Source organism: Anoxybacteroides tepidamans (assembly GCF_014201465.1).
Lineage (GTDB): Bacteria > Bacillota > Bacilli > Bacillales > Anoxybacillaceae > Anoxybacteroides > Anoxybacteroides tepidamans.
This window is the reverse complement of record NZ_JACHEP010000010.1, coordinates 35,133-61,348: the sequence shown is the minus strand read 5'-3', so window position 1 is coordinate 61,348 and position 26,216 is coordinate 35,133. Positions and strand designations below refer to the sequence as shown.

Sequence of the window (26,216 nt, the reverse complement as noted above, 5' to 3'; positions counted from 1 at the left end):
GGTGCAGGAACAGGTAGCCTGCTTTTCAATCGGTTATAAGTTGAATCTTGCGGTTGCCTTTATATAAAAACGTTATTTAGATAACCGTTTCATGAGAGCTGCCTTTTCAACTTCAAAACCCGGCTTGCCAAGTAAGGCAAACATATTTTTCTTGTAAGCTTCCACTCCCGGCTGATCAAACGGATTCACGCCCAGTAAATGTCCGCTCATGCCGCAAGCTTTTTCGAAAAAGTATATCATTTCACCAAAGGTGTATTCATTCATTTCGTCCAGTTCAACAATTAAGTTAGGCACTCCGCCGTCTACGTGTGCGAATAGCGTGCCTTGAAACGCTTTTTTGTTTACTTCATCCAGTGTCTTACCCGCCAAGAAATTCAATCCATCGATATTTTCTTGGTCTTCTTGAATCGTCAGTTCGATTCGCGGTTTTTTAACTTGCAGCACTGTTTCGATCAGATTGCGGCGGCCTTCCTGAACGTATTGGCCCATGGAATGTAAATCTGTTGTAAAATCAACGGATGCAGGAAAGAGTCCTTTCTGATCTTTCCCTTCACTTTCGCCAAACAGCTGTTTCCACCATTCGGATACGTAATGAAGGGACGGTTCATAGTTCACCAATAATTCGATCGCCTTCCCTTTACGATAAAGAATATTTCGCACGGCGGCATACTGATAACTTCCATTAGTTAAAAGATCAGGATTGTTATATTTATAATATGCCGATGCTGCCCCTTCCATCATTCGATCAATATTCAATCCAGCTACGGCGATTGGCAATAGGCCAACTGCTGTCAGCACAGAATATCTTCCGCCTATGTCATCTGGAATAACAAACGTTTCATATCCTTCTTGATCGGCAAGCTTTTTTAATACTCCCTTTTCTTGATCAGTAGTAACATAAATCCGTTTTCTTGCTTCCTCTTTTCCATATTTTTTCTCCATGTAGTCGCGGAAAATCCGGAAAGCAATGGCAGGTTCTGTCGTTGTTCCTGATTTAGAAATGACGTTGATAGACAGCTCTTTGCCTTCTAACACATCTAATAAATGAGAGATATAAGTAGAGCTGATATTCTGACCCGCAAAATAAATTTGCGTCGTATCGTTCATCTGGTTATGAAAAGTATGGGACAATGCTTCAATAGCAGCCCTTGCCCCTAAATAAGATCCGCCAATGCCGATAACGACAAGAGCGTCTGAATGATTCCGAATTTTTTCGGCTGCTTGCTTGATTCGCGCAAATTCGTCCTTATCATAGCGAATCGGCCAATCAACCCAACCAAGAAAATCCGATCCTAGGCCTTTCTTTTCATGAAGCATAGTATGAACCACTTTTACAAATTCACTTAGATGATCTAGTTCACTCTCTTTCATAAATGGTAATGCATTGGAGTAATCAAAAGAGATAGCCATATACCTTCTCCTTTCTTTTCGAAAATTCACCATCGTTCTTCCGTGTAGATCTTGGACCTAAAAATTACTCTTATGCGATTTCATTGAACCGTTCGTGAAGATGTACTATTTATTTCTTTTCCACGGCATGTCCGCCAAATTCGTTGCGTAGAGCGGCTACCACTTTACCTGTAAATGTATCGTTTTCTAATGAACGATAGCGCATCAATAAGGACATAGCGATGACAGGAGTGGCAGTTTGCAGATCTAAGGCTGTCTCGACTGTCCATTTTCCTTCACCGGAAGAATGCATAATCCCTTTGATTTCATCTAATTTTGCATCTTTTGAAAATGCGCGTTCGGTTAATTCCATGAGCCATGAACGAATAACCGAACCGTTGTTCCACACTTTTGCTACTTTTTCGTAGTCATAATCGAATTCGCTTTTTTCTAATATTTCGAATCCTTCACCAATGGCAGCCATCATCCCGTATTCAATTCCATTGTGAACCATTTTTAAAAAGTGGCCGCTGCCTGCTTTTCCTGCATATAAATACCCATTCTGTACAGCTGTATCCCGGAAAAGAGGTTCGACAATGCTCCAAGCTTCATGATCCCCTCCAACCATGTAACATGCTCCGTTTCGAGCACCTTCCACTCCGCCAGAAGTTCCCGCATCCATAAAGTGAATTCCCATCTCCTTTAGCTCGTTATAGCGACGAATCGATTCCTTATAGTGAGAATTGCCACCATCAATCACAATGTCGCCTTCGCTTAGAAATGGTATAATCTCACGAATCACCGAATCAACAACGTTGTGTGGAACCATCATCCAAACAATTTTTGGCCTTTCTAATGATAAAACGAGTTCCTTTAAACTGGATACACCCGTAGCCCCATATTTTTTTATTTCTTCAACCGCTTCTAAATTTACATCGAATGCCGCTACTTCGTGCTTATGGTCAATGAGGTTTTTACCTAAGTTTAATCCCATTTTTCCTAAACCGATTAATCCGACTTTCATGTTCATTGCCTCCTAGATTTAACCTTTCGCCATTCACATTTTATACGTATATACGCACAGCTAACCTATAGTTCAATTTGATGAGAATGGAGTTCGACACGAGCTACCACCAATGAAATCCGTCCTCTTCTAATAATTGATGAGAAGCCTCTGGTCCCATCGAACCGGAACGATATGTGTGAAGAGGAAGAAGATTTTCCTCAAATGCTTCTAAAACAGGCTGTATCCACTTCCAAGATAATTCAACTTCTTTCCAATGAGCAAAGAAAGTCGAGTCGCCACGTAAAGCATCAAAAATTAAGAGTTCATAGGCTTCGGGTACATTTTTTTGGCTAGTCGCAACGCGCATATGAACGGTCTCCATCTTTCCATCGTTTAATACATTTTTACTATTGAATTGCAACGAAACCCCTTCGTTCGGATTGATTTCAATCACTAAAAGATTAGGAGCCGTTTTCTCATTTTTTGGAAAGTACCATTCCTTTAATGGATTTTTGAATTCAATGACAATACGTGTAGACTTTTCCTTCATTCTTTTACCTGTACGAATATAGAATGGCACCCCGCTCCAAAACTCATCATCAATCCATAAACGAGCCGCAACGAATGTATCCGTTGTGGAAGAAGCATCAACCCCAGGTTCTTCTTTATATCCAACAACTGATTTACCATCGATTTCTCCCGGACCGTATTGGCCGCGAACAACGTGTAAACCTACTTCTTCTTTTTGTAGTAGTCGAAGGGATTCCATGATCTTTCTTTTTTCATTACGGATGTCTTGTGAGCTGATCCGTTTTGGCACGTGCATGGCTGTCATCATTAACAATTGCAGCATATGATTTTGAAACATATCGCGAATCGACCCTGCCCGGTCATAATAACCCGCTCTTTCTTCTACCCCAACCGTTTCACTAGCCGTAATTTGTACATTGGCTATGTGCTGATTGTTCCATAATGCTTGAAACACAGGGTTGGCAAATTTTAAAGCTTCGAGATTTTGGACCATTGGCTTTCCGAGATAATGATCTACCCGATAAATTTCATCTTCTTCGAAAGCTTGACTTAACTTTTCGTTTAAATCTTGGGCTGATTTCAAATCATGCCCAAATGGTTTTTCGATAATTAGACGTTTCCAACCTTTTGTTGATCCTAATCCACTTTCCTTGATGTTCGACGTAATTACATCAAAAAACTCTGGCGCAACAGATAAATAAAACATGCGGTTTTCAGGAATATTCAATTCTTTTTCACGTTGCTGAACGATTTCCAATAGCTTTTTATACCCGTCCATATTCGTTACATCTAAAGGACTATAACGAAATGCGCGAAGAAATTGTTCCAATTTGGAACGGTCGTGGATGAAACGTGTAGAAAATGTTTTTAACGAATGTTCCACATGTGTTTGAAATTCATCATCCGACCATTCTCTTCTACCTAAACCAATAATGGAAAATGAATGAGGCATTTTTTGATCGAGAAATAAATGATATAAAGCTGGAAAAATTTTTCTTTTAGCTAAATCACCTGTTGCCCCAAACAAAACAAAGGTCATAGAATCCAATTTTCATTCCCCCATCTTGAACCGAAAACTTTTGAATACTGTGAGATAAAAAGATCAGATTCAAATGGAATCCGATCTTTTTATCTTTGGTTAAGAAATTTTGATGATACTTGTCAATTAGAAGTTAACATCCAGACCATAAAACGCTGCGATATATAATTTTTTCATTTCTTCTACAGATGTTTCACGCGGATTGGTGCTTGTACATGGATCTTTCACGGCATTGGCTGCCATTTCATCTACGTGTGCGTGGAACATCTCCTCGGATACTCCATACTCTTGGAGCGTATTTGGAATGTTCATGTTTTGATTCAAGTCACGAATCCAAGAAATAAGCGAATCTACCAATTCTTTATTGTTTTCACCTTTCAGACCGAGTCGTTTTGCAATTGATGCATAACGGTCCTCGACTATCTTGCGATTAAATTGAATCACATATGGTAAATAAATCGCATTGGCACATCCATGCGCGATATTAAAGGTTGGGCCACTTTTGTGAGAAAGACTGTGCACGTTCCCTAGTACCGCATTAGCAAATGCCATGCCGGCCATCGCCTGAGCATAATGGACTTGCTCACGAGCTTTTAGATCTCCCAGATAAGAAGCAAGAAGATTCTCTTTAAGTATTTCAGCAGCTTCAATCGCCATCGAATCGGTGAAAACGGTACGAGGCTTCGCTACATATGCTTCAATGCTGTGTGTGATCGCGTCCATTCCACTGTAAGCTATCACATGCTTCGGCATGGATTGAACCATAACCGGATCGATAATTGCCATATCTGGTGTCAATTCGAAATCAGCCAATGGATATTTGACACCTGTTTCCGCGTCGGTAATCACCGATAAATTGGAGATTTCAGATGCGCTTCCGCTTGTAGTTGGAATTCCCACGAATTTTGCTTTTGTACGCAAGCGCGGCAAGCTAAATGGACGAGTCGCTTCTTCGAATGTTAATTCTGGATGCTCATAGAACAGCCACATCGCTTTCGCCGCATCCATTACCGATCCACCGCCAATTCCAATTACCCAGTCAGGCTGAAAATCATGAAGAACACGTACACCTTTTTTGACCATTTGGGTCGTCGGTTCCGTCGTAATCCCCTCGATCACTGTTGTTTCTATATTGGCTCCTGAAAGAAGTTGTTGAATTTTATCAAGATTCCCATTTTTCTTGACGGAGCTACCACCAATGACGAGAACAGCTTTTGATCCTTCCAACGTTTTCAAAACATCGAGAGCATTCTCGCCGAAATAAATATCGCGTGGAATAGTAAAACGATTCATGTTGTTCCCTCCTGTACTTATGATTTGTTGTACAGACGCTAGTATAATAGGTATAACATATTTTTAAAAGTACGCACTTTATTATCATGTAGTGATAAAAATACAATATAGTATATAAAAGTATACCTAATGTTATAATGGACAAAGAGATACGATGAATGGGACATATTCATAATGAACCTTTACCCATGAGGAAAAAACACCAACTATCATTTGTGGAAACGAAGTACTTAAATGTGTATAATGTTTGTTTGTAAGTATATGCACTTTTAGCATATAGTGATAAAATGTATACTATCGGTTATAATAGATACGGAGGTGAAAGAAATGGGACATGTTTGTGGTAAGGTATATAACTGTGAAAAAGAATTGACGCTCGCTGTCATCGGGGGTAAATGGAAAATGCTTATTTTATGGCATCTAGGAAAAGGGGGAACGAAGCGATTTGGTGAACTGAAGGCTCTCATGCCAGGCATCACCCAAAGAATGCTTGTTAACCAATTGCGGGAGCTGGAAGAAGACCTCATTGTTCATCGCAAAGTCTATCCCGTTGTTCCGCCAAAAGTGGAATATTCACTGACCGAATATGGGAAAAGTCTAATGCCGATTCTCGATGCTATGTATGAATGGGGCAAAAACTACATGGAGACTGTTGTGAAAGACCAAGTAAAAATTCATGAGTCCGTCAAGTAAAAACTCTCTCTATTTAAATTAAAGGTTCAAAACAAACCTTCTTTTATTATTATGCGTTTTTATTGACACGCAAAATCTTGTAGAGATCCCTTCCTCCAAGATAGCGATTAACAAAAAAGCAACGAAAATGAAAATGATAAGCGAATCAAACACTAAAAAACCAACGGGCAGATCGCTTCCCGTTGGTTTTTCCGCATGTACGTTGATCATTCATTAATTTGCACATTTTTATTTATAGTATACTTTTCCGCACTATATTACGTAAAAGTATGTACTTGGTAAAGTTGATGATGTACTTTATAATAACATTATCACTTATCATCCATAACATGAATAGAGCAAAATTTTTTCACTTATAATAACGGTATCACCTATCATAACATGAATAGGTATAATTTTTTATGTCAAGAAAGGAGGAGACTTTATGAAGCTAAGAGTCTCAGCTGTTCAATATCATCTCCATACTATCAATTCTTTTGAGGAATTTGCCAATCAAGTCGAGCATTATATTAAAACGGCTCAAGAATTTGATGCAGATTTTGTTTTATTCCCAGAATTTTTTACAACTCAGCTCATGTCGATTGGCAATGAACAAGGACAGCCTTTGACTATTCAAGATCTTCCAGATTTTACAGAACAGTATCGTTCTTTGTTTATAAATTTGGCTAAGCAAACAAAGATGCATATTATTGGGGGAACCCATGTCATTCGTAAAGGCGACCGATTGTACAACGTTGCTCATTTGTTCTACCCAGACGGAAGAGTCGCAGAGCAAGCAAAGCTTCATATTACGCCTACGGAAGTAAAGGAATGGAACATGTCACCTGGCGATGGCCTACAAGTGTTTGAGACCGACAAAGGAACGATTGCGATGTTGACCTGCTATGACATCGAATTTCCAGAGATCGTTCGCATGGCTAAAGCGAAAGGTGCCGATGTTATTTTCTGTCCTTCTTGCACCGATGATCGTCACGGATTCCATCGTGTCCGCTACACAAGCCATGCGAGAGCAGTCGAAAATCAAGTCTATGTCGTTACCACTGGTACGGTTGGTTCTCTTCCTACGGTTGATTTTATGCGGGCGAATTTTGGGCAAGCGGCGGTGATTACACCGAACGATATTCCATTTCCTCCGCGCGGCATCTTAGTCGAAGGAGAAATCAATCATGATATGGTTGTAACCGCTGATCTTGATTTAGAATTATTATACCAAGTTCGTGAAAAAGGATCGGTTACTACATGGCGTGATCGCCGTACAGATCTCTATCCGGATTGGAAATAAGCTGTTCTACAAGGAGGGGGAAGAATGTATCGAAAAGAATTTTACGTCTTTGATCAAGACCGACCTGTTCCAGCAGTGATCCGAAATTATGAAGAAAAAGACTTTCCTGGCTTAATCCGCATCCAACAGGAAAGTTTCCCGCCACCGTTCCCCTCTGAGTTATGGTGGAACACGGAACAATTGAAAAACCATGTTACGCTCTTTCCAGAGGGTGCCTTATGTGTGGAGGTTGATGGTGAAATTGCGGGATCAATGACAGGATTAATTGTTAACTTTGATCCTAGCCATCCGGAACATACATGGGAAGAGATCACCGATAATGGATATATTCGTAACCATAATCCAAATGGAAATACGCTTTATGTCGTTGATATTGGCGTGCGCCCTGCTTATCGCAAATTAGGGCTGGGAAAATGGCTGATGCTATCCATGTATGAAGTCGTCATTCAATTGAGATTGGAACGTCTGCTTGGCGGAGGTAGAATGCCTGGCTATCATAAAAAAGCTGATGAGATGACGGCGGAACAATACCTTGAAGCTGTCGTAAAAGGCGAATTGAAAGATCCTGTTATTACCTTTCTGCTTCGCTGCGGCCGCACTCCTGTGAAAGTGGTGGCGAACTATTTAGAGGATGAAGAATCTTGTAATTATGCAGCACTAATGGAATGGAAAAATCCTTTTTATACATCAAAATCTTCACAAGGAGAATGATGAAATGGAATATCGCAGAATTACGAGTATTGAAGACCCTTTATTTAAAAAAATGCACGAATTGATGCAAGATGTATTTCCTCCTGAAGAAGTATTAGCATTCGATCTTTGGAAAGAGCCTCTTGAGGATCCGGGGATTCGTGTATGTGTGGCAGTTCATGAAGGGAATGTCGTAGGTGCGACCGAGTATCGCTATTATGAAGATTTAAATGTCGCGATGACAGATTTCACGATCATCGGCCAAGCAGGACTTGGGATCGGGCGATTTTTAGCGCAAAAGAGACTAGAGGATTTGAACGCTTGGGCCGCAGCAAACGGAAAGCAGTTATTTGGCATGTTTGCTGAAATTTATGATCCTTATCGAGTAGAACATTATGAATTTGGCGGAATTAAGCCGATGGATCCATATGTTCGCCGTGAAGTATTATCCCATCTTGGCTATAAGCGACTTGACTTCCCTTATGTCCATCCATCTTGGAACAATGATGGCGAGGCCGTAACAGGGCTCGACCTTTGTTTCCTTCCGATGGACGATAACGTGAATGAACTTCCAGCGGATCTTGTTGTGAAGTTTTTGAAACGTTATTATTCCGTCTTACCGAATAAACCAAAATCTTGGTATGAAATGATTGAAAATCTGGAGGCCAAGGATACTGTATTGCTTCTCAATATTTAATGTACTAGCGTTGCAGTCATTTAATTTGAAAAATCCAAATGGAAAAAAATCCATAAAAATTCTTTTATCATTCGGTTGTGACAACACGCTCTGTTAATGAGACTTGTCATATAGATGCCTTTTAAGAAAAGAGCACATTTTCCTTCCTATAATTACAATCGCGAGGAGGTTGTTCAAAATGAGCAAAAAAGTGTTAATTGTTACAGGAGATGCAGTCGAAGCGTTAGAGGTGTATTATCCGTACTACCGTTTGTTAGAGGAAGGATTTGAGGTTACAATCGCTGCACCAAAGAAAAAGAAACTGCATACAGTTGTTCACGATTTCGCTGATTGGGATACTTTTGTGGAAAAACCGGGCTATCTCATTGATGCGCATGCATCATTTGCAGACATCGACCCAACACAATACGATGCGCTCGTTATTCCGGGAGGACGTGCGCCAGAATATATCCGCCTCGATAAAAACTTACCAAAAATCGTACGTCATTTCTTTGAGGCTAACAAGCCAGTAGCAGCGATTTGCCACGCTTCGCTCGTGCTCGAAACCATTCCTGATGTCGTGAAAGGGCGCAGCATGACAGCATACATTGCCTGCAAGCCAGGTGTGGAAGCGATTGGCGCCAACTATGTATCTGAGCCAACTCATGTTGATGACAATTTCGTATCTGCTCATGCATGGCCAGATTTACCAGCGTTTATGCGCGAATTTATTAAGTTGTTAAACAAATAAAATCATTTTGCCAAGGCGCTCTCCTATATGGGGACGCCTTTTTGATTTAAACAACATGTTGCGCTGGTATAAAATAGTTTTTATTATGTTTAGATCGGTCATGACGCGTATTCTCACGAAAAGATAAGAAATCTTCATACTTCACATCATCTAATGAAAAGACCGCAAAGTTTTCCTTAAAGGGAGCTCTTTGCGGTCTTTTTGTTCTTTAAAAATCAGTTTGATCAATGACTTGAATTAGTTTAAAATTTTGACTAGGACTCCTTACGGCTATTCAAGGTTGGCATGCCTTTTAAACATCGTATTGGAGTCCAATCCCTTTTTCTCCATACATCTCAATATGATCGCATCATAAAATAATAAGAGGGTTTGCTCAAATAGTGATCCCATTGGCTGTATAGTTTTGTATCCATTATCCGATTGATCTTTAGGTGAACCCGGTAGTTTAACAGTGAAATCTGCTAGTTGTCCAATGGTCGATTCAGGGAAAATCGTGACAAGCGCTACTGTTGCACCTAATCGTTTTGCTTTTTCAGCCATAGAAACTAACGTTTTCGTTTCTCCTGAACCGGATCCGATGATTAAAATATCATCTTTTTCCAAGTTAGGAGTGATGGTTTCACCTACAACGTAGGCATCTAGCCCCATGTGCATCATTCGCATCGCAAAAGATTTGGACATAAATCCAGATCTACCTGCGCCAGCGACAAAAATTTTCTTTGATTCCAAAATTCCATTTACCAGTTTTTCAGCTTCTTTATCAGCTATTAAATCTATTGTACGATTTAACTCTTGTATGATTTCCGCTAAATATTGTGTAGCCTGCATAGCTTCATTCACCTTGTTGGATCATTTTTTTCATTTCAGCAGCTACAGCGCGTTTATCTTCTTGTCCAGTAATACCGCCACCTACAATAACAAGATCTGGTTTTGCTTTAATCACTTCTGGCAACGTGTTTAATTTAATGCCGCCTGCGATAGCAGTTTTCGCGTTTTTCACGACACGTTTAATTGTTAGAAGATCTTCAAGAGAATTTTTTCCGACTGCTTGAAGATCGTATCCTGTGTGTACACAAATATAGTCTACGCCAAACGCATCCACTTCTTTAGCGCGCTCTTCTAAATTCTTCACACCGATCATGTCAACCAAGATTTTTTTGCCTTGTTTTCTCGCTTCTTCTACAGCCCCCTTGATTGACATATCTTCGGCAGCTCCAAGAATCGTGATAATGTCAGCGCCGGCTTCGGATGCTTTCATGACTTCATATGCGGCTGCATCCATAATTTTTAAATCGGCTAGAACGGTTAAATTAGGGAACGCTTCTTTGATTTCCTTAACAGCTCTAAGACCTTCATTAATAATAACCGGTGTGCCGATTTCTACAATATCCACATACTCCTCAACTTCTTTCACCAGCTTCTTTGCCTCTGGAATGTTTACAAGATCCAATGCTAATTGTAGTTCCATGAACTCTTCCCCCCTAATAAAAGTTTATTGTTTGTTGCACAAGCATTCGTGTCTCTTGCATTTTTTATTGCTTGTACAGCGATCAGTATACTATGTATGATTTATTTTCGAAAGTACGCACTTTATTTTTACATAGTGACAAAAAATATACTATTGGTTTATATAAATGCAATTTGGAACTTTAACGTTTTCGGCTTTTATGGAGTAATCGGTATGTTTCGACTGTCGGGTGACCGAACAACACCGCTTCCAGACAAATGCATTTGTCTGTGAAGCGGTTGGTTGTTCGGTCCTCTGTCACGCGAAGGCGTGACGAAGGCAAGTCACACACTTGCCGCCGACAGTCGAAAAAATAGCGAGTCCATAAGCTAAACCTCCCAGTTGTATTTATATAATTTACTGAGTCATTCTCCCATAACCTGCTCAAACAACTTCTGAAATTCCTTTTCCCAATTTGCACCCTTTCGAAACTCCTCATCGGTGATGGCTTGAAGGAGCTGCTGTTTTTTGTGTGAGTCACCCACATTCTGCAAAATGTATTGCCGGCACTCGTAAAGAAAATCGATATAGTTCCCATAGTCTTCGTCATACATTTCGGCGATTTCCCGACTTATTTTTTTCGCCAATGTCGGACTTGCCCCTTCTGTTGAAACAGCGATCGTTAACTTGCCACGCCTTACAATCGATGGCACGTAAAAGTTAGATTGTGCCGATGTATCGACAACGTTAATTAACTGATATGGCTGGGCTGCTTGGGCCACCGCTTTGTTTACTTCTCGGTTATTCGTTGCGGCAATAATTAAAAATGCATCTTCCACATCGTCCGGTGAAAAATATTTTTTCCGCCAAACGAGCGCTCCTTCATCAGCGAGCTGTTGAATGTACTCTGTTATCTCTGGAGCAACCACAACAACGTTCGCATTTGCTTCTTTTAAACCGCGTATTTTTCGTTCCGCCACTTTTCCACCACCAACGACAACGGCTTGTTTATTCGTCATATCTAACATAATTGGATAGCTCATCTCTTACTTATCACTCCTTATTTGTTCGACGGGTCATTTATAAATCAAATCTCTTTAACTGATAATTGATAAAAAAGCCTACTGTTTAAAACAGTAAGCTTTAGTATATGCGAATCTCCAATTTTGAATATAATTATCTGAATTTATCATCAATTCTCTGTTGATACTCCCTCAATGCAACCGAATTAGTTTTATTTCGCTTCTTCATCAACGCATTCCAACGCACTAATTTTTCATTCAGTTTGCGCATTAATTGTTCTTTTTCTTTTTCATCTTCACAACAACGAAGCAAATCCTCTATTGTCATCAGCTCTTTTTTCAAATTGACTTCTTCAGAAACGTAGCCAGCATTTTTTAACATCAAGTAGCCGATGCGCAACTCTTCCGGAATATGTGACAAATCGTCGATCTCGAGCGGTTTCCCAAAGCCGGGCAAGTCATCAAATTCCCCGTTTTCCATCGCCTCGCGTATTTTTTCTTCAGCAATTTTCCAAATGATATCCATTTTTATCCACCTTTAACGGTCGTAGTTTTTCATTTTTTATGTTCCTCTAAAAATTTCACTAAATCGTGATAAGGAAGCGGTTTAGCATAATAGTAGCCTTGCACTTCATCACATTGCTTTTCTTTCAAGTAAGCGACTTCTTGTTCTGTTTCTACCCCTTCTGCCAACACCTTCACACCAATATTATGCCCGAGTGAAATAATGGCAGGTAAAACCGCTTCTTTTTCCTCTTGAATATTTTGGACAAACGAACGGTCGATTTTCAGCCGATCAATCGGTAATTTTTTTAAATAGCTTAAAGAGCTATACCCCGTCCCAAAATCATCAATACTAATCGTGACGCCAACCAATTTCAGCCGCTTCAAAATCGGAATCGCTTTTTCCGTGTCCATCGTCATTCGTTCCGTAATTTCTACATCGAGGCAATGCGGCGGTAAATTCGTTTTTTCAAGTATTTTGACAAGTTTATAAACGAGCCGCCTGCTTTCAAATTCATACGGTGATAAATTCACGGAGACCGATAAAAATGGATATTGATCTAAAAGTTGCTTCGTTTGGCAGCATGCCGTTTCCATCACCCATTCATTAATCGGAATGATGAGCCCTGTTTCTTCAGCAATTGGAATGAATTTATTCGGGGGAATCATGCCCTTCTCCGGGTGATTCCAGCGAATAAGCGCCTCCATTCCGACGACCTGCCCTGTCGTTAGCTGAATTTGCGGCTGGTAGTAAAGCTCAAATTCTCCTGACTCGAGCGCCTTTCGCAATTCCCGCTCCATCTGGATTTTTTCATGAATCGTCCGGTTCATTTGCTTTTCAAAGAAGCGAAATTGGCTAATCGCTTTTTTCGAAAGTTCGTATCTAGCAATATCGGCTTTGCGAATTAACGTCTTGCTATCATCGCCGTCTTTCGGATAGAGGCTGATTCCCATTTTCAACGTCATAAAAAATTCTTGTTCGTTCACAATGATCGGGTCTTCCATCATTTCAATCAGTTGATAGCTAAGCTCTTTCGCTTGTTCTTCTTTTTCAATATAAGGCAAAATTAAAACAAATTCATGGCCTCCCCATCTTCCTAAAATGTTTTCTTCGCCGATTGCCTTTTTGTCCGTTGGCTGCGCGCTTCTTCTATTTTTTCCGTCAACACTCGATGCAGTAGTTCTTTATTCGGCAATCCTGTCAAATCATCATGGAAAGCAATGTAATGCATTCTTTCTTCATGCTTTTTTCGCTCTGTAATATCGCGGATCGCTGTCACATTGACTTTTTTTGAATAGTATTCGTATTCACGGCGAAGAATTTCCGCAGGGAACACCGCCCCGTCTTTTTTCCGCAAATACATTTCATGCATATCTTCTTCACCAAGAGATGTTTTTAAATCCTGCAACGAAGCAGGAGCAACAAGTTCTTTGATCGGCATATGAATCAATTCATCCGCCGTATAGCCAAACAACCGGCACGCCGCCTCGTTCACTTCTAATACTTTTCCTTCCGAATGAATAATGATCCCTTCCATTGATACTTCGGATAGCCGCTTAAACCGATGCTGGCTAATCTCCAATTCTTCCCTGTATTTTCTAAACAATATCTTTTCCAACCGGATATAGACAATCAATAAATAAAGAATATAACTTACAAGAAACACAAGAAAAACAATCCCCATTCCTTTATTGCGCTCACGCTCAATCTGTGCTTTATATTCGTTTGCATTATAATCAATGCCAAATACCGCATCGACTTTTCCGTTTTGATCGAATATCGGATAAAAGGCGCTAATGCTTTCTCCCCATTGATCCGAATTTGGCTCTTTTTCCATGCTGAATTTTCCTTGAAACGCCCTCTCTAATTCTGGGATATGCTCTTTATACACTGTTCCGATCGGTACAAGTTGTTCTTTTTTTCCATCAATTTTTCCGTTACGATTGTAATCTGTTGCTGGCGCGACGACAAAATAATTGTTCCCATCTTTGCTTTTTTTCAATGTATATATGCTGAGCACTTCCGGATGTTCATGCTGCCAGCGGGTCATCGCACGCAAAATGCGAATATACGTATCATTCGTTTCGCTTGTCGAATCATTAAGCAAATGATGGTTCATTTGCATTAGCTCCGACGCAAATACTCTTGTAAAATATTTCGAAAATCGTTCATATTCTTGATGTTTAACTTGTTCCAAATGGTTAACGTACCAAAATCCACCTATTAATAGCAAAAAAATAAAGATATAAAAAACCGTCGTCAACCGCTGCGCTATTTGAAACAACGACAGCTTTAATTTCGTTTGAATCAGCCGGTTCATTTGATGCTGCACAAACATGATGATCAGTAGAATAACGATTATGAATATCATATATTCGATCGTTTTAGATAACATAGCGCTCACCATGAGTTTTTTATTATATATTATAAACTGAATGATAGGCAGACTTCTCCCCTCATCCGCCCTATTTCTTCGACATACTTTGACATTTTCCATTTTATTATAACGGATTTTTGGCCGAACAATCATGTTAATTTTATTGAAAATCGTTCAAAATTATAGAGAGAGTTTTTTGTTTTCAAAAAAAATAACCCTTCGAAATTCGAAGGGGTTTCCACATAATTATAGGGGATCGGGGGAATACTTGGAAAACTTTACATAATTATTTTTGCCCGATTTTCAATAATTTCATACTCATGGAAATCAAAATTTTTTATTCCCCTGATGCTTCTAAAAGAAAATCGACAATATGAACCGCACGCATATGAGAAGACAGTCCTTCCCTTTCAATTCCCAGCTTCATTTGCAAAAGACAACCTGGATTGGCAGTGACGATTGTCGTCGCTTTCGTCTGCTTGGCCATTTGCATTTTATAATCAAGAATTTGCATCGACATTTCCGGTTCCACAATATTATAAATACCAGCCGAACCGCAACAACGATCGGCGTCTTTCATCTCGCGAAATTCCGCTCCCTCTATTGCTTGCAACAACTGCCTTGGAGCATTGGCTACTTTCATCACATTGCGCAAATGGCAAGAATCTTGATATGTCACAACTTGCGGTTTTACTTTTAATTTCGTCTCATGAAAATTCAATTCCACTAAAACTTCCGAAATATCTTTTATTTTTCTAGTAAATGCTTTCGCTCTCTCCGCCCAATCAGCATCATCTTTCAGTAAATGATCGTATTCTACTAAAAACGCCCCACACCCGCCTGCATTGGTCACGATATAGTCAACGTTCAATTGTTCGAACGCTTCGATGTTTCGCTTCGCTAGTTCTTTTGCTTGATGTTTTTCCCCGCCATGGCCATGTAGCGCCCCGCAGCACGCTTGCGCAGGAGGAATCACCACTTCGCATCCTGCTCGTTGCAACAGCTCCATCGTTGCATCATTTGTTTTCATAAACATCGTATCCATCAAGCATCCTGTAAAGAAAGCAACACGTCGTTTTTTTATTCCTTGAGGTGTAAGCTGCTTCGGACGGTCGTTCATTTCTTTCCATGTCGGCACCGTTGGCAGCACTTTTTCCATTGTTGTAAGATGGCGCGGCAGCAGATTTAATAGACCGAACCGGCGTGCGAGCGATTGCAGTCCAGAACGCTGATAAAAACCGACCAACGCTGTTAATAGGCGCATGCGGTTTTGATGCGGAAACAGCCCGCTAAAAACGATTTTACGAATGATTCGAACAAATAAAGAGTACTTTTTATTTTGTGCAATAATATCACGCGCTTCTTCAAGTAAATGGCCGTAACGGACGCCGGAAGGACAAACCGGTTCACATGCTCGGCAGCCAAGACACATATTGAGCGATCGCTCAACATCTTCGTCCGGTTCAATCAACCCGTCCACAACGGCTTTCATGAGAGCGATACGCCCTCGCGGTGAATGTGACTCTTGAAATCCAGATTCGATATACGTCGGACATGTCGGCAAACAAAATCCGCAGCGCATGCAGTTCATCAGTTCGTCTTCATTCATTCTTGTTTGGAATTGTTGCTGAATAGTTGCTCGTTCTTTTGCTGTTGTCATCTCGTCACCACCACACGTTTGCGTTCACTTTTCGCAAATATTTTCCCGGGATTCATAATGCCATTCGGATCTAAAGCCTGCTTGATCGCCTTCATCGCCTCGATCCCTTCTTTGCCTAGCTTCCATTCCAAGTAAGGAGCCTTCATCGCACCGACGCCATGCTCTCCTGTAATCGTGCCGCCAAGCTCAATCGCTTTGGCGAAAATTTCTTCAAACGCTTTTTCAACCCGTTCAATTTCTTCGCGATCGCGCACATCTGTCGGACATGTTGGATGGAGATTTCCATCTCCAGCATGGCCAAATGTACAAATTTTCACGTTGTATTTTTCAGCAATTTCATTGATCGCTTTAACCATTTTGGCAATTTCCGAGCGCGGCACTGTGGCATCTTCCAAAATCGTAGTCGGTTTCAATCGAGCAAGTGCTGATAAAGCGGAACGTCGAGCTGTACGAAGCGCATCTGCTTCCGCTTCTGAGCGAGCGATTTGTACAGACACGGCTTGCTCTTCTTGGCAAATTTCCGCCATTTTCTTCATATCGCGCTCTACTACTTCATATGGTCCGTCTTGTTCAATGAGAAGAACGGCTTTTACATTGGTCGGCAACCCAATCCGCGCATAATCTTCCACCACTGCAAGCGTTGGCTGATCAAGAAATTCAAGCGTCGTTGGAATGATTTTATTAGCGATAATTTTGGAAACCGAACGAGCGGCTGCTTCTAAATCTTGATAAAGGGCAAGCATTGTTTTTTTCGTTTCTGGCATCGGAATCAGCTTTAACGTTGCTTCGGTAATAACACCAAGCGTGCCTTCCGAACCGACAAACAAGCGCGTTAAATCATATCCTGCCACATCTTTTGCTAATTTTCCGCCTGTCCGAATGATATCTCCATTCGCCAGCACAACTTCCAGCGCCATCACATAATCACGGGTTACTCCGTACTTTAAACCGCGCAATCCGCCGGAATTTTCATTGATATTGCCGCCAATTGTGGAAATTTTCATCGAACTCGGATCTGGAGGATAAAACAGCCCTTTCTCCTCCACCGCCTTGATCAAATCTTGCGTAATCACTCCCGGTTGAACCGTTACCGTCAAATTTTCTTCATCGATTTCTAAAATTTTGTTCATATGTTTAAAAACGAGTACGACTCCGCCTTCAATTGGACATGTTCCTGCGCAAAGATTCGTGCCGGAACCGCGCGGAACGAGCGGAATGCGATGCTCATTGCAAATTTTCACAATCTCGGAAACTTCTTTCGTATTCCTTGGCGCAATGACCGCATCAGGAAGCGACTGAAACTGCGGAGTGGCATCGTACGAATAGACAAGCCTTCCTGCTTTCGAATCATCGTAATTCTCAGAACCAACGATACGGATGAACGATTGTTTTACTTTTTCTGAAATCAACGGCTCTCATCCTTTCCTTTGCACTTTTCCTAATATGCATCTAAAGGGAAAAAGGGACTCATTACATAGAGAAAACCATTGTTCCTCTATGTATGAACGCCCTTTTTCTAAAAAAATTAAGGAATCATCCACGATAAAACATTCGATTGCAAAAATGTCAAAATGCCAATCAAAATAATTAAGAAAATACTATGCTTAATCGTAAAGCGGAATAAGTCCGACTCTTTGCCGGCTAAACCTACAGCTGCACAAGCAACTGCAATCGATTGCGGCGAAATCATTTTTCCGACGACCCCACCGGATGAGTTTGCTGCAATCGCAAGGACAGGATCCATTCCGATTGAAGTGGCAGTAACTTTTTGTAAGTTTCCGAATAATAAGTTGGACGACGTATCTGAACCTGTAATAAACACCCCTAACCAGCCGAGGAACGGCGAGAAGAAAGCAAAGAGCGAACCTGTTTTTGCCAATGTCATACCGAGTGTTGTGCTCATACCAGAAGCGTTTGTTACATAGGCAAAACCAACAACAGAAGCAATCGTAACAATCGGAAACTTCAGTTCATTTAACGTTTCACCAAATGTCGCTGTCCATTCTTTCCAAGAGATATTTACAATAAATTTCGTCACAATCGCTGCCAACAAAATCGCTGTTCCAGCTGCCCCTAACACTTCCAATTTATATACAGCCGGAATTGGCTGACCGCTTGCACCGATAATTTTATTGCTTAGCCCAGGAACTTCCGGCATAAATGTGAAATAATGTCCTAATGTGTTGAGCGCTTTCAATATGCTGTTCGTTCCTTCATAATGCCCCGTCAATGCCGCTTTGACTTGCGGAATTCCCCAAATCGAAATGAAAGCGGTTAACACTAAAAACGGAGACCATGCTTTCAATACTTCGCCGCTCGTATGCGTTTTTTGCACTTGAACCGCTGCCGCTACTTCCGAATGAGCTTCCGATGCAAAACGATAAATCGTTTTCGGCTTCCAAACTTTCAAGAAAATCGTTAATGCAACCAATGAAACTAACGCCGATAAAATATCTGGCAACTCAGGACCTAAAAAGTTCGAGCTGACATACTGAGTAATGGCAAATGAAATTCCCGATACTAAAATCGCCGGCAATACTTCCACTGTCTTTTTCCATCCAGCCATAATAAGCACTAGGTAAAACGGAATAAATACAGATAAAAATGGCAACTGGCGACCGACCATTTTTGAAATTTCCATAGCCGGGATGCCGGTCGGACCTGCTACTGCTGTAATCGGAATCCCGATCGCCCCGAACGCAACAGGCGCCGTATTAGCAATTAAACAAATTCCAGCTGCATATAACGGATGAAACCCCAAACCAACAAGCAACGCCGCGGAAATCGCGACCGGCGCTCCAAATCCGGCTGCCCCTTCAAGAAACGCTCCGAATGAAAACGCTATCAACAATGCCTGTAAACGCCGGTCTTCCGTAATCGACAACACCGAGTTGCGAATCGTATCAAATTGCCCTGTTTTCACGGTTAATTTATACAAAAACACAGACGTAATGATAATCCATCCGATTGGCAGCAACCCGTAAACGGCTCCTTGCGTCACGGACATGACAGCCATTCCAACCGGCATTTTGTAAGCGATTACAGCCACAACCAACGCAACAAGCAATGTAGTTAATCCTGCCATATACCCTTTCATCCGCTTCACGGCTAACGCCCAAAAGAAATATAAAATCGGAATAAGAGCAATGACTGCCGATAATGCCAAATTATCAGCGATTGGCGTAAAATCTTGTTTCCACTGCATACTCAAAAAAACCTCCCCTTTTGTTTAACCGTGTGATCCCCTAAATAATAATTAGGTCATCTGATGACCGTATGATAATTACTACTGACTCAAATTATATGACCACTTTAAAAAAAAAACAATACAAAAAAAGAAAATTTTTCGAAATTTCTTTCACTGCCTTATGGTCAAAATTTTTGTATAATAAACTATCATGAGTTTTTTACGGTATGAGGTGACCTTTTTTGGAATATAAACAAATCAAGCCAAAAAAAATTTACGAAGAAGTAGCAGAAGCCATTTTTGATATGATTAAAACTGGAGTGTTAAAACCTGGCGATAAGCTAGATTCGGTGCAGCAGCTCGCAGAAAATTTCCAAGTCGGCCGTGCGGCGATTCGCGAAGCGCTAACGGCTCTGAAAGCGATGGGGCTAATCGAACTCAAACAAGGAGAAGGAACGTACGTTCGTGAATTTGACCCAGTGATGCTTTCGTTTCCTATCTCTGTTGCCGCTCTTATGAAAAAAGAAGACATTGCCCATTTAGTAGAAGTTCGCAAACTGCTAGAAGTCGGGGCAGCCGGCGTGGCTGCACGAAAATGGACAGAAAAAGATTTAGAAGCGATGCAATACGCTCTTCAGCAAATGAAACAAGGAATCGACGTCGGAGATGAAGAACTTGGGGAAAAAGCAGACTTTTTATTCCATATGGCTGTTGCCACCGCATCACAAAACCCGATTTTAGTCAGTTTGATGAACAACGTATCCGAAATGATGATTGAAACAATGCGGGAGACGCGCAGAATCTGGCTTTTCTCTAAACAAGCGACAAGCGAACAGCTTCTTGATGAACATATGAAAATTTTTGAAGCGATTAAAGATCGGGATGCCGATGCGGCTCAAGAGCGCATGCTTCAGCATTTATCTAACGTAGAAAGAGTACTCAAAAAATATATTTTGTCCTCGTAAGCGCCTGCTTAAACAATTAGGCGCTTTCTTTTTTGCGAAATTGTTATATAATTATGAACAAAGTCATCTGATGACCAGCTGACTTGTCGAGACGCTAGCCGTACATTTTGTAAACAAAGGGGGAAGAGGGAACATGAAGGTCACGTTATTCATTACTTGTTTAGTCGATTTGTTTCACACAAACGTTGGAAAAGCGACTGTTGAACTGCTAGAACGGTTAGGTTGCGAAGTTGAATTTCCAGAGGCGCAAACATGCTGTGGCCAGCCCGCTTACAATAGCGGCTATGTAAAAGAAGCAAAAGAAGCGATGAAACATATGATTCGCACGTTTGAACATGCGGAATATGTCGTCGCTCCTTCCGGTTCTTGCGCCACGATGTTTAAAGAATATCCACACATTTTTAAAGGTGATCCTGAATGGGAACCAAAAGCGAAAGCGCTAGCAGCGAAAACATACGAATTAACGCAGTTTCTTGTAGAAGTGCTGAAAATCGAGGATGTCGGAGCTAAATTAAAAGGACGGGCGACCTATCATACTTCTTGCCATATGACTCGCTTACTTGGCGTCAAAGATGCGCCTTTTCAACTGTTAAAACATGTTGAAGGGTTAGAAGTGATGCCGTTACCGAACGCCCATAACTGTTGCGGGTTTGGCGGCACATTTTCCGTGAAAATGGGGCCGATTTCCGAACAAATGGTAGATGAAAAAATCCGGCATATCGAAGAAACCGAAGCTGATTATTTAATTGGAGCGGATTGCGGTTGTTTAATGAACATCGGCGGGCGCATTGAGCGTAAAGGAAAACCAATTCAAGTGATGCATATCGCTGAAGTGCTCAATAGCCGTTAAATGGAGGTGATAAAAATGTCAATGAAAATTGGAACAGACCCGTTCCATGAACGCGTAGAAACAGGAATTAACAACTCATTTATGCGCGGAGCTGTCGCCGGAGCACAAGAACGGTTGCGAACAAGACGGCTCGATGCTGCAGCAGAGCTCGGCAACTGGGAAGAATGGCGCGCGCTTGGAGAAGAAATTCGCCAGCATACGTTAGAACATCTCGATTATTATTTAATGCAATTAAGTGAAAACGTTGCCAAACGCGGTGGACATGTGTTTTTTGCGCAAACAGCGGAAGAAGCTAATCAATACATTCGTGATGTTGTCATCAAAAAGAACGCAAAGAAAATTGTGAAATCAAAATCAATGGTGACGGAAGAAATTCATTTGAATCCTGTGCTAGAAGCGGCTGGATGTGAAGTGATTGAAACCGACCTTGGCGAATACATTTTGCAAATTGACGATCACGATCCTCCATCGCATATTGTCGCGCCTGCCCTTCATAAAAATAAAGAACAAATTCGCGACGTCTTCCGGAAAAAATTAGACTATGACAAAACAGAAAAACCAGAAGAGCTTGCATCGCACGCCCGGAAAATGTTGCGAAATGAATATTTAACAGCCGATATCGGCATTACCGGCTGTAACTTCGCCATTGCTGAGTCCGGATCGATCACACTCGTAACAAACGAAGGCAACGCCGATTTAGTCACTGCCTTACCAAAAACGCAAATTACCGTTATGGGTATGGAGCGGATTGTACCGACATTTGAAGAAATGGAAGTGCTCGTCAGCTTGCTCACACGTAGCGCCGTTGGTCAAAAATTAACAAGCTACATCACCGTTTTAACCGGTCCGCGCGACGAAGGAGATGTCGACGGCCCGGAAGAGTTTCATTTAGTCATCGTCGATAACGGTCGTTCTGATATTCTCGGAACAGAATTTCAATCGGTATTGCAATGCATTCGTTGCGCGGCTTGCGTCAACGTCTGCCCTGTTTATCGCCACATTGGCGGACATTCATACGGATCCATTTATTCCGGTCCGATCGGCGCTGTCCTTTCACCGCTTCTTGGAGGATACGATGATTATAAAGAACTTCCATATGCATCAACGTTATGTGCCGCTTGCACGGAAGCTTGCCCCGTCAAAATCCCGCTTCATGAGTTGTTGCTCAAGCATCGGCAAGTGATCGTTGAGCGAGAAGGAAAAGCACCAATTTCCGAAAAATTAGCAATGAAAGCATTCGGCTTAGGTGCCGCTTCATCGCTGCTTTACAAATTCGGTTCCAAAGTAGCTCCAAGTGCGCTCCAGCCGTTCACGGCCGATCAGCGCATCACAAAAGGAATTGGCCCGTTAAAAGCTTGGACGGAAATTCGCGAGTTTCCTGCGCCAAATAAAGAACGATTCCGCGACTGGTTTCGTGAACATAAGAAAGGAGGAGAGCAATAATGGCAAACGGAGCGATTCATAACCGCGACACCTTTCTACAGACGATCGCCAAAAGGTTGGGGCGCGAACCGCGCACATCGGCAGTATCGCGGCCTGCTTGGAAACATCAACCGCAATGGACCGTTTTTCAAGGATATAGCCAAGACGATTTGCTCGAAGTGCTGAAATCGCAATGCTCCCGCATTCATACCGATTTTGTGGCGACAACTGCTGACGCTCTTGCCGCAACGCTTAAACAAACGGTAGCGCAATATGGTGGCGGACCTGTTGTCACATGGAACGACCCGCGTTTTGCGGAATACAGATTAATGCCGTTATTGCAATCCGAATGGCCAAATGAACAGATCGATGTTCATATTTGGGACGCCTCCGCCGGCAGGAAAAATATTGAATGGGCGGAAAAAGCGAACGTCGGTATTACTTTCAGCGATATTACATTAGCAGAGTCTGGAACCGTTGTTTTATTTAGCAATAGTGGAAAAGGCCGGACCGTCAGCTTTTTGCCGCAAACATATATCGCGATCATTCCAAAAAGCACAATCGTTCCGCGCATGACGCAAGCAGCTGCGTACATTCATAAGCAAATTGAAAATGGCGAACAAGTGGCTTCTTGTATCAACTTTATTACCGGACCGAGCAACTCTGCCGATATTGAAATGAACTTAGTCGTCGGCGTCCACGGTCCTGTGAAAGCAACTTATATCGTCGTCACCGATCGATAAGAAAAAGGCTAGTATCTCTTCGAAAAAGAAGATACTAGCCTTTCCACATATTATACGATTCGTTCTTTTTTGCCTTGCGCTTCCGCCTTTTTATTTGTCATATAGCCAGCCGATAAAACGAAAATCGTTAGCCCTGCGGTAATCGCATACGTAAGAGGCCCGTGTGGGATATGAAGAAGGCTCGCAAATCCTTCATCTTCCATCATCATTTTTCCGCCTGTCCACGCTAAAATGCCAGAGCCGGCGTAAGCGATCCACTTATATTTTTCCATCATCGCCATAATCGCTTTCGAGCCGAAAATCATAATCGGAATGCTGATCGCTACGCCAAAGGCGATCATGCCGATATGCCCTTCCGATGCTCCTGCCACAGCGACAACATTATCCAAGCTCATGACCGCGTCTGCAACAATAATCGTCCAAATTGCTTTGAACAGGCGATCCGACGATTCAATGTTCGCTTCCTCTTCCTGCTCGACAAGCACCTTGTAAGCAATCCAAAGCAACAAAATCCCGCCAACTAAATGTACAAATGGAATGTTTAATAGAAAAACAATAATCGCCGCAAAGGCAATCCGTAAAACAACCGCACCGCCTGTCCCCCAAAAAATCGCCTTATTTTGTTGCTCTTTCGGAAGCTTTCTCGTCGCCATCGCAATGACAACTGCATTATCACCAGACAAAATGATATCAATCATAATAATTTTGACTAACGCCGCCAACGCTTCAGAAGACAAAAACGCGTCCATGTTATTTCTCCTTTTTGAAAAACTAACTATCTTCTCTCATCTTATACGAAACAGCTAAGGAGAGCAACCTTCTTGTACCGCCTTGACATTCTCTCCCTTTAATAAAAAAATCTCTCGTTCATGTGCAGTGAACGAGAGATTTTAATAAATGAAGTATGCTCAAAAAGTGGAGAAACATTGAGATGGGGGAATCGGCGCTGAACAAGTTTTTTTTATTTCTATAGCTCTACGTGGTTCACAAAAATTTCCCACTACTTCAATTTTTACTTCACCTAATATTCTTATATCTTGGCATATTTTTATAAAAATGATCATTTCAAACCATTCGCTATCTAGCGATGGAATAATATATGTTTCACAATCAAAATCGGTTATTTTACAGTTCAATACTGTTCCGATAGGTGCACAAAGGAAAAACGTTTCGATTTCGGAAAACGGAATGGTACATTTTTTCCATATATCTCCTTTCTCATCGAAAAACTCAACAGTTACAAATCCCCTTTTCAACACTTTAACCTTTTGGAGAACAACGAACTGCCCATTTGGCAGCATGGCACCTACGTTTTTCCTTCCATTTTCCTCTTGAAGTTCTTCACAAATGATCGAACCCGGTACAGTAGGATCAAGAGGGTTTCCACAGCTATCGGATAAAAAACATTTTGTTTTCTTTAAATCAATACAACTTCCTTTATTTTTAAACGGATTAAAATGGAGAACCATTTTTAGTTCCCCTTTACAAAAACCTAATTGATCAGATGGACTGTGACAAAGAACGTTTATTGATTGCAAATCAGAAATTGTTGCACAAAACGACGCCCCTTCTATGAGGGAGATCAGCTTTTCTCCATTTACGATCACATCCATTATTCCACCACAGCCGCAATGAAAAACAATGTTTATGGTACCTGATATGTTTTCAACGCCTAATCCTGTCCAAATTGTCGAGGGGACTTTTGAATTACAAGGTACTTGAAAATCACAACAAATCAAATCATCGAACTTATCTTCTTTTATTTTCGTGATTTCTTTCAGTTGAATATTTAAGACACTATTCACCCAATCAAAGACTTTTAATGCTTTAATACAATGCCTTTCAAGTGTGTTTATATTCATGCCATTCAATCCCCCCTTCCACTACAGGTATATTTATATTATGACACCTGTTCCCTTTTAGTTACAGTAATTAAAAAATTCATAGATGAATTACATCGCGTCCAAACGTACAAAAATGGGCAATGATTCGTAACAATCACCTATACGGAACAACCATCACCTGCATCTAATAAAATCATATAGAAACGCAAAGTCCTAACCTATAATAGAACCTTAAATCTGGGGATTTTATGAGGGATGATAAGCGCTTTGCAAAGAAAAAGCTCTCTTTCAGGAGATTTTTTACTAAACATAGTGAGGGAAAATGACAGATTTTTCATTTATTCGCACCCTCATTTTTGGGAGGTGAAACAATAAAAACCCTAGTCATCAGACTAGAGTCATCAAGGGATTCTAATTAAAAGTAGAGGTGACCTCATTGAGTAAAAACTGTACATGTAATCAAACAAACGGAGATTGCTGTTTTAGTTGTTGCTCTAACAAAAATTTTGTGCAAGATCAAGTTTGCTGTGAATGGAAAACGACGAGCCAAACTGGTTTAGCCACTACACGAACAATTTATATTAATAGTTTAAAATGTCCATTGTTTGCATCAGGGTTTGTAAAATATGGCTGCGGTGTTCCTAATACTCCAATTCAAGTTCAATTTTTAATTAATGGAACAGTCGTTGGCAGCCCTATTACGTTAGATGAAGGCGGATGCCTGACGTTCACAGCTGCTAGATTTGACGAAATTCAAGTTATTATTCCAGCAGCTCTGCTAACAACAGCAACTTTCGAAGGAGAAATTTGCGTAACTCCTCGCTATAGACTTAACTAATAAAAT

25 protein-coding genes are annotated in these 26,216 nt (G+C 41.2%); 10 read left to right on the top strand and 15 right to left on the bottom strand.

Translation table 11 applies throughout. From position 1 onward, the window contains the following. Window positions 1-72 precede the first annotated feature (72 nt). The 4 genes from HNQ34_RS10115 to HNQ34_RS10100 all read right to left on the bottom strand — a co-directional run bounded on the left by HNQ34_RS10115 (window position 73) and on the right by HNQ34_RS10100 (window position 5,258). Window positions 73-1,410, bottom strand: a complete 1,338-nt coding sequence (locus HNQ34_RS10115) for a glucose-6-phosphate isomerase (RefSeq protein ID WP_183254144.1) — start codon at window positions 1,408-1,410, stop codon at window positions 73-75. Window positions 1,411-1,519: 109 nt separating this feature from the next. Further along, window positions 1,520-2,413 carry a phosphogluconate dehydrogenase (NAD(+)-dependent, decarboxylating) gene (gene gnd / locus HNQ34_RS10110; RefSeq protein ID WP_183254143.1) on the bottom strand — a complete coding sequence of 298 codons (894 nt, stop codon included), beginning with the start codon at window positions 2,411-2,413 and terminating at the stop codon, window positions 1,520-1,522. Between the two features lie 103 nt (window positions 2,414-2,516). After that, window positions 2,517-3,974 (bottom strand): glucose-6-phosphate dehydrogenase, encoded by a 1,458-nt coding sequence (gene zwf, locus HNQ34_RS10105; RefSeq protein WP_183254141.1) that lies wholly within the window; start codon window positions 3,972-3,974, stop codon window positions 2,517-2,519. 117 nt (window positions 3,975-4,091) lie between these two features. Next, window positions 4,092-5,258, bottom strand: coding sequence for an iron-containing alcohol dehydrogenase (locus HNQ34_RS10100; protein WP_183254139.1), 1,167 nt, complete (start codon window positions 5,256-5,258; stop codon window positions 4,092-4,094). Between the two features lie 327 nt (window positions 5,259-5,585). Between HNQ34_RS10100 and HNQ34_RS10095 the strand changes: the two genes are divergently transcribed. From HNQ34_RS10095 to HNQ34_RS10075, 5 genes are all read left to right on the top strand, one after another. Further along, entirely contained in the window at window positions 5,586-5,951 is a 366-nt protein-coding gene (locus HNQ34_RS10095; protein ID WP_183254137.1) for a winged helix-turn-helix transcriptional regulator, read from the top strand. Between the two features lie 424 nt (window positions 5,952-6,375). Continuing rightward, on the top strand, window positions 6,376-7,233 hold the full coding sequence (locus HNQ34_RS10090; protein WP_183254136.1) for a carbon-nitrogen hydrolase family protein: 858 nt from the start codon (window positions 6,376-6,378) through the stop codon (window positions 7,231-7,233). 24 nt (window positions 7,234-7,257) lie between these two features. Beyond that, the gene (locus HNQ34_RS10085; RefSeq protein ID WP_183254134.1) at window positions 7,258-7,944 is read left to right on the top strand and encodes a GNAT family N-acetyltransferase; all 687 of its coding nucleotides are present in this window, start codon (window positions 7,258-7,260) and stop codon (window positions 7,942-7,944) included. Between the two features lie 4 nt (window positions 7,945-7,948). Continuing rightward, window positions 7,949-8,620 (top strand): GNAT family N-acetyltransferase, encoded by a 672-nt coding sequence (locus HNQ34_RS10080; RefSeq protein WP_183254132.1) that lies wholly within the window; start codon window positions 7,949-7,951, stop codon window positions 8,618-8,620. Window positions 8,621-8,798: 178 nt separating this feature from the next. Further along, the gene (locus HNQ34_RS10075; protein ID WP_183254130.1) at window positions 8,799-9,350 is read left to right on the top strand and encodes a DJ-1/PfpI family protein; all 552 of its coding nucleotides are present in this window, start codon (window positions 8,799-8,801) and stop codon (window positions 9,348-9,350) included. A gap of 270 nt (window positions 9,351-9,620) precedes the next feature. Here the strand turns inward: HNQ34_RS10075 and hxlB are convergent, their stop codons facing one another. The 9 genes from hxlB to HNQ34_RS10035 form a co-directional block, all read right to left on the bottom strand. Further along, a complete protein-coding gene (gene hxlB / locus HNQ34_RS10070) occupies window positions 9,621-10,178 on the bottom strand; it encodes a 6-phospho-3-hexuloisomerase (protein ID WP_183254128.1) in 558 nt (185 codons plus the stop codon). 4 nt (window positions 10,179-10,182) lie between these two features. Next, window positions 10,183-10,818 (bottom strand): 3-hexulose-6-phosphate synthase, encoded by a 636-nt coding sequence (gene hxlA / locus HNQ34_RS10065; RefSeq protein ID WP_044895732.1) that lies wholly within the window; start codon window positions 10,816-10,818, stop codon window positions 10,183-10,185. 404 nt (window positions 10,819-11,222) lie between these two features. Beyond that, window positions 11,223-11,840 (bottom strand): NAD(P)-binding protein, encoded by a 618-nt coding sequence (locus HNQ34_RS10060; protein WP_183254126.1) that lies wholly within the window; start codon window positions 11,838-11,840, stop codon window positions 11,223-11,225. A gap of 133 nt (window positions 11,841-11,973) precedes the next feature. Beyond that, entirely contained in the window at window positions 11,974-12,345 is a 372-nt protein-coding gene (locus HNQ34_RS10055) for a DnaJ family domain-containing protein (protein ID WP_183254124.1), read from the bottom strand. 29 nt (window positions 12,346-12,374) lie between these two features. Beyond that, window positions 12,375-13,388 carry a putative bifunctional diguanylate cyclase/phosphodiesterase gene (locus tag HNQ34_RS17520; protein ID WP_246364053.1) on the bottom strand — a complete coding sequence of 338 codons (1,014 nt, stop codon included), beginning with the start codon at window positions 13,386-13,388 and terminating at the stop codon, window positions 12,375-12,377. A 32-nt stretch (window positions 13,389-13,420) separates the two neighbouring features. Further along, the gene (locus HNQ34_RS17515) at window positions 13,421-14,719 is read right to left on the bottom strand and encodes a PAS domain S-box protein (protein ID WP_246364049.1); all 1,299 of its coding nucleotides are present in this window, start codon (window positions 14,717-14,719) and stop codon (window positions 13,421-13,423) included. A 319-nt stretch (window positions 14,720-15,038) separates the two neighbouring features. Then, window positions 15,039-16,361, bottom strand: coding sequence for a (Fe-S)-binding protein (locus tag HNQ34_RS10045; protein WP_183254123.1), 1,323 nt, complete (start codon window positions 16,359-16,361; stop codon window positions 15,039-15,041). Next, window positions 16,358-17,770 carry a glycolate oxidase subunit GlcD gene (gene glcD / locus HNQ34_RS10040; protein ID WP_183254121.1) on the bottom strand — a complete coding sequence of 471 codons (1,413 nt, stop codon included), beginning with the start codon at window positions 17,768-17,770 and terminating at the stop codon, window positions 16,358-16,360. The genes HNQ34_RS10045 and glcD overlap by 4 nt, the downstream gene beginning before the upstream one ends. Before the next feature lie 116 nt (window positions 17,771-17,886). Then, window positions 17,887-19,566, bottom strand: coding sequence for an L-lactate permease (locus tag HNQ34_RS10035; RefSeq protein ID WP_183254119.1), 1,680 nt, complete (start codon window positions 19,564-19,566; stop codon window positions 17,887-17,889). Window positions 19,567-19,790: 224 nt separating this feature from the next. Between HNQ34_RS10035 and HNQ34_RS10030 the strand changes: the two genes are divergently transcribed. From HNQ34_RS10030 to HNQ34_RS10015, 4 genes are all read left to right on the top strand, one after another. Further along, window positions 19,791-20,513: a FadR/GntR family transcriptional regulator gene (locus HNQ34_RS10030; protein WP_183254117.1), complete on the top strand. Its 723-nt coding sequence runs from the start codon at window positions 19,791-19,793 to the stop codon at window positions 20,511-20,513. Window positions 20,514-20,646: 133 nt separating this feature from the next. Next, window positions 20,647-21,363 (top strand): (Fe-S)-binding protein, encoded by a 717-nt coding sequence (locus HNQ34_RS10025; RefSeq protein ID WP_183254114.1) that lies wholly within the window; start codon window positions 20,647-20,649, stop codon window positions 21,361-21,363. 15 nt (window positions 21,364-21,378) lie between these two features. Then, window positions 21,379-22,806: a LutB/LldF family L-lactate oxidation iron-sulfur protein gene (locus HNQ34_RS10020; RefSeq protein WP_183254113.1), complete on the top strand. Its 1,428-nt coding sequence runs from the start codon at window positions 21,379-21,381 to the stop codon at window positions 22,804-22,806. After that, window positions 22,806-23,528 carry a LutC/YkgG family protein gene (locus tag HNQ34_RS10015; protein WP_183254110.1) on the top strand — a complete coding sequence of 241 codons (723 nt, stop codon included), beginning with the start codon at window positions 22,806-22,808 and terminating at the stop codon, window positions 23,526-23,528. The genes HNQ34_RS10020 and HNQ34_RS10015 overlap by 1 nt, the downstream gene beginning before the upstream one ends. A 50-nt stretch (window positions 23,529-23,578) precedes the next feature. On the opposite strand, the gene HNQ34_RS10010 is transcribed toward HNQ34_RS10015, so the two are convergent. Together HNQ34_RS10010 and HNQ34_RS10005 are read right to left on the bottom strand one after the other, a co-directional pair. Continuing rightward, complete coding sequence (locus HNQ34_RS10010) at window positions 23,579-24,277, bottom strand: TerC family protein (RefSeq protein WP_183254108.1); 699 nt, start codon at window positions 24,275-24,277, stop codon at window positions 23,579-23,581. Between the two features lie 159 nt (window positions 24,278-24,436). Continuing rightward, window positions 24,437-25,390, bottom strand: coding sequence for a BMQ_0737 family morphogenetic spore coat protein (locus HNQ34_RS10005; protein ID WP_183254106.1), 954 nt, complete (start codon window positions 25,388-25,390; stop codon window positions 24,437-24,439). Between the two features lie 418 nt (window positions 25,391-25,808). Here HNQ34_RS10005 and HNQ34_RS10000 point away from each other — a divergent pair, with 418 nt between their 5' ends. Next, window positions 25,809-26,210, top strand: coding sequence for a DUF3992 domain-containing protein (locus HNQ34_RS10000; RefSeq protein WP_183254104.1), 402 nt, complete (start codon window positions 25,809-25,811; stop codon window positions 26,208-26,210). Window positions 26,211-26,216 lie beyond the last annotated feature (6 nt).

Excerpts from the sequence above, each read along its gene's own strand:
- HNQ34_RS17515 (WP_246364049.1), bottom strand. The coding sequence starts at position 14,719 with ATGTTATCTAAAACGATCGAATATATGATATTCATAATCGTTATTCTA.
- hxlB (WP_183254128.1), bottom strand. The coding sequence starts at position 10,178 with ATGCAGGCTACACAATATTTAGCGGAAATCATACAAGAGTTAAATCGT.
- HNQ34_RS10055 (WP_183254124.1), bottom strand. The coding sequence starts at position 12,345 with ATGGATATCATTTGGAAAATTGCTGAAGAAAAAATACGCGAGGCGATG.
- HNQ34_RS10100 (WP_183254139.1), bottom strand. The coding sequence starts at position 5,258 with ATGAATCGTTTTACTATTCCACGCGATATTTATTTCGGCGAGAATGCT.
- HNQ34_RS10115 (WP_183254144.1), bottom strand. The coding sequence starts at position 1,410 with ATGGCTATCTCTTTTGATTACTCCAATGCATTACCATTTATGAAAGAG.
- HNQ34_RS10005 (WP_183254106.1), bottom strand. The coding sequence starts at position 25,390 with ATGAATATAAACACACTTGAAAGGCATTGTATTAAAGCATTAAAAGTC.
- HNQ34_RS10020 (WP_183254113.1), top strand. The coding sequence starts at position 21,379 with ATGTCAATGAAAATTGGAACAGACCCGTTCCATGAACGCGTAGAAACA.
- HNQ34_RS10080 (WP_183254132.1), top strand. The coding sequence starts at position 7,949 with ATGGAATATCGCAGAATTACGAGTATTGAAGACCCTTTATTTAAAAAA.
- HNQ34_RS10025 (WP_183254114.1), top strand. The coding sequence starts at position 20,647 with ATGAAGGTCACGTTATTCATTACTTGTTTAGTCGATTTGTTTCACACA.
- hxlA (WP_044895732.1), bottom strand. The coding sequence starts at position 10,818 with ATGGAACTACAATTAGCATTGGATCTTGTAAACATTCCAGAGGCAAAG.
- HNQ34_RS10095 (WP_183254137.1), top strand. The coding sequence starts at position 5,586 with ATGGGACATGTTTGTGGTAAGGTATATAACTGTGAAAAAGAATTGACG.
- HNQ34_RS10090 (WP_183254136.1), top strand. The coding sequence starts at position 6,376 with ATGAAGCTAAGAGTCTCAGCTGTTCAATATCATCTCCATACTATCAAT.
- HNQ34_RS10085 (WP_183254134.1), top strand. The coding sequence starts at position 7,258 with ATGTATCGAAAAGAATTTTACGTCTTTGATCAAGACCGACCTGTTCCA.
- HNQ34_RS10045 (WP_183254123.1), bottom strand. The coding sequence starts at position 16,361 with ATGACAACAGCAAAAGAACGAGCAACTATTCAGCAACAATTCCAAACA.
- HNQ34_RS10035 (WP_183254119.1), bottom strand. The coding sequence starts at position 19,566 with ATGCAGTGGAAACAAGATTTTACGCCAATCGCTGATAATTTGGCATTA.
- HNQ34_RS10010 (WP_183254108.1), bottom strand. The coding sequence starts at position 24,277 with ATGGACGCGTTTTTGTCTTCTGAAGCGTTGGCGGCGTTAGTCAAAATT.
- HNQ34_RS10075 (WP_183254130.1), top strand. The coding sequence starts at position 8,799 with ATGAGCAAAAAAGTGTTAATTGTTACAGGAGATGCAGTCGAAGCGTTA.
- HNQ34_RS10015 (WP_183254110.1), top strand. The coding sequence starts at position 22,806 with ATGGCAAACGGAGCGATTCATAACCGCGACACCTTTCTACAGACGATC.
- HNQ34_RS10060 (WP_183254126.1), bottom strand. The coding sequence starts at position 11,840 with ATGAGCTATCCAATTATGTTAGATATGACGAATAAACAAGCCGTTGTC.
- gnd (WP_183254143.1), bottom strand. The coding sequence starts at position 2,413 with ATGAAAGTCGGATTAATCGGTTTAGGAAAAATGGGATTAAACTTAGGT.